This window comes from Pseudomonas defluvii (assembly GCF_001695625.1).
Taxonomy (GTDB): Bacteria; Pseudomonadota; Gammaproteobacteria; order Pseudomonadales; family Pseudomonadaceae; genus Aquipseudomonas; species Aquipseudomonas defluvii.
The window spans coordinates 1-2329 of record NZ_MBPN01000241.1; the positions used below are offsets into that span (position 1 = coordinate 1).

Genomic DNA, 2329 nt, shown 5'->3' on the forward strand with positions numbered 1-2329 from the left:
CCGAGGTCATGCTGCCGCTCGTGGTCGGGCGGTAGCCGTCTTCGATCATCCGCCCGGGAAGGGCTCGGAACAGCAGGTAGAACAGGTCGTCCCCGTAGCCGCCCATCAACGTGCCGGTCAGCAGCAAGGTTTTGCGAGCCTTCGCCGCCAGCACGCCCATGGCTTGGCCCTGGGCACTGCCGCCGTTCTTGTACTCGTGTGCCTCGTCGGCGATGAGCAGGTCGAACGTGCCTTGCGGCAGGTATCTCTTGATGAACTCGGACGGCTGATAGCCGCCCTCGCCAAACCCGAACTCCATGTTGGCCATCGCGCGTTCCATGCGCGTGGCCTGACGGTCGGAGAACACCAGTTCGCCGTTGCCGTCCATGAGGTTGATGAACTCATGGATGTTGTCGCCGAGCATCGAGGCCAGGAAGCCGTCGCCGAACTTCTGCATCAGCTTCTGCGCGGTGACTTCCCCGATGGTCGGGATGCGCTTCAAGGCTTTGAGGACGGCCGAGGACTGATCGCTGCCGGACAGGCTTCTCGGGCGGATCAGCGTCCACAGGGGGGCGGCGCAGTGGCTGCACTTCCTGCGGGATTCCTCGGCTTCGAGTTCGACCGGGTTGACCGGCTCGCCGTCGAGATCGGTGATGACCGTGCCGCAGTCCGGGCACGCTGCCACGTTGCCGTGGCGGGTACGCCGCTGAGTGAAGACAGGCTTCCAGTGGAACCCCATCCGCATCCTGACGCGCCCCAGGACAAAGAACTCCTGGCCCGTGGGCTGCACGCCCAACTGCTCGCGTAGCTTGATGAGCTTGACCAAGGTATCGGGGCCGTTGAGCACCCACACCTTGGCGCCTGCTACCGTCTCCTGGATCTCGCGCCGCCACTTGTAAACAAGGTGCGGCGGCGAAAGAACCAAGGTGCGGCGGTAGCCTTCGGCGTTGAGCACGGCGGCCGTGGCGATGCCGACGGTCGTCTTGCCGCAGCCCATTTCGCCATTGACGATCGCGGCATGTTCGCCACGGTCAATCAGCAGCTCGGCGGCGGCATGGACGACTTCGGCCTGGGCCTGGAACAGCTTGCGCTTGAGGCTGGCGACGATGAGCTGGCGATGTGCCTGCGGTTGGCCGGTATAGACCGGCGGATTAGCGCTGTTGAGGGCGTCGAGCAGTTCGTCGCCGAACTCGCCGACGAAATCCTGAAGGCTCAGGGTCAGAGGGGAAGATTCCGCATCGAGCAGTTCGCCCTGTACGGGCGCGGCTTCAGCGGCATTGGTTTCGAGATCGAGGGACATGGTGATGCTCCAAAGAAAATGGGGCATGCACCACCCCCAGTGGGGCAGTGGCATGCCCCGTGGTGGGAAGTAAATCGGCGCGTGGCCGAAGGTGGTTGAAGGTGCTGGCCTGGATGGCCAGCGGGTGAACCGTGCTCAGTCCTCGGACGGCAGAACGATGACGGTGGCGCGGCGCTCCGCGTCGGTAACGATGCGAATGGCCAGCCCCGGGTGGATCACGTAGTGCGATGCCAGCGAAGCACCTGATTGAAGCGCGGTGCTGTTGGCCTGCCATTGCTGGACGTTGACGTCGCCCCAGTCACCACGGGTGTGGCGCCTGAAGTACGGGATCGGGTCGAGGCGACCCGAGCGGACCAGGCGGTCAATGCCTTTGCTGAAGATAAGCGCCCCGATGGGGAACGCCAGCCTCTGGCAGTAGGTTTCGATGCGATGTGATGCCATGGGCTCCTCCTTGAAAGGTTATTGAGCCACGACACCCCTGGCGGAGTGAAGTGGCTCCGTCAGGTGGATGAGAATGACGATGTGGGGCCGTCAAATCAGATCTTGCTCCTCGGATAGCTGGACCACCGTGGTTTCATGGTCCTCGCTGGTCTTGACGATCAGTGCCAGGTCCGGCGTGATCCTGAACTGCGAGATCATTAGGTTGTCCTGTTGGATTGCGACGTTGTTGGCTTGGCGGGTGGCCTCGTCGATCTCGCCCCAGTCACCGCGCACGTGGCGCTGGACATAGGCCAAGGGGTCGATCAGGCCTTTGCGTGCCAACCAATGCACCTTCTCGCTCAACTTCAGCGTACCCGGTGCGAACAACGGTTGCTTCTGCGGCGCGGGCCGCTTGAACGGGTTTGCGAACATGGTGTTTCTCCTTCGATGTGGGAATAGCAGGACGGCAGCGCGTCCGGTGAGTCAGCGGATGGTCAACACCTCGCCCCGTGTCGCGGAGCCAGGCGTCATGTCCCACGCGCGGATGACGGGCACAAACTTGTCGGTGAGGATGCGGGTCTCGGCGATCGAGCCGTCTTCGCGTTCGGTGAATTCACGCTGGAGCGTCTT

At 63.2% G+C, this 2329-nt stretch carries 2 protein-coding genes and 2 pseudogenes; all 4 read right to left on the minus strand.

Features of this window, described 5'->3' with window-relative positions; all coding sequences use genetic code 11:
- A pseudogene (locus EKA13_RS26925) lies at positions 1–1279 on the minus strand (DEAD/DEAH box helicase); the annotation flags it as partial.
- Positions 1280–1414: 135 nt separating this feature from the next.
- Positions 1415–1720 (minus strand): hypothetical protein, encoded by a 306-nt coding sequence (locus tag EKA13_RS26930; RefSeq protein ID WP_009459685.1) that lies wholly within the window; start codon positions 1718–1720, stop codon positions 1415–1417.
- Positions 1721–1810: 90 nt separating this feature from the next.
- Positions 1811–2131, minus strand: a complete 321-nt coding sequence (locus EKA13_RS26935; RefSeq protein WP_009459687.1) for a hypothetical protein — start codon at positions 2129–2131, stop codon at positions 1811–1813.
- Positions 2132–2182: 51 nt separating this feature from the next.
- Positions 2183–2329 (minus strand): annotated as a pseudogene (locus EKA13_RS26940) (DUF6094 domain-containing protein); the annotation flags it as partial.

Excerpts from the sequence above, each read along its gene's own strand:
- EKA13_RS26930 (WP_009459685.1), bottom strand. The coding sequence starts at position 1,720 with ATGGCATCACATCGCATCGAAACCTACTGCCAGAGGCTGGCGTTCCCC.
- EKA13_RS26935 (WP_009459687.1), bottom strand. The coding sequence starts at position 2,131 with ATGTTCGCAAACCCGTTCAAGCGGCCCGCGCCGCAGAAGCAACCGTTG.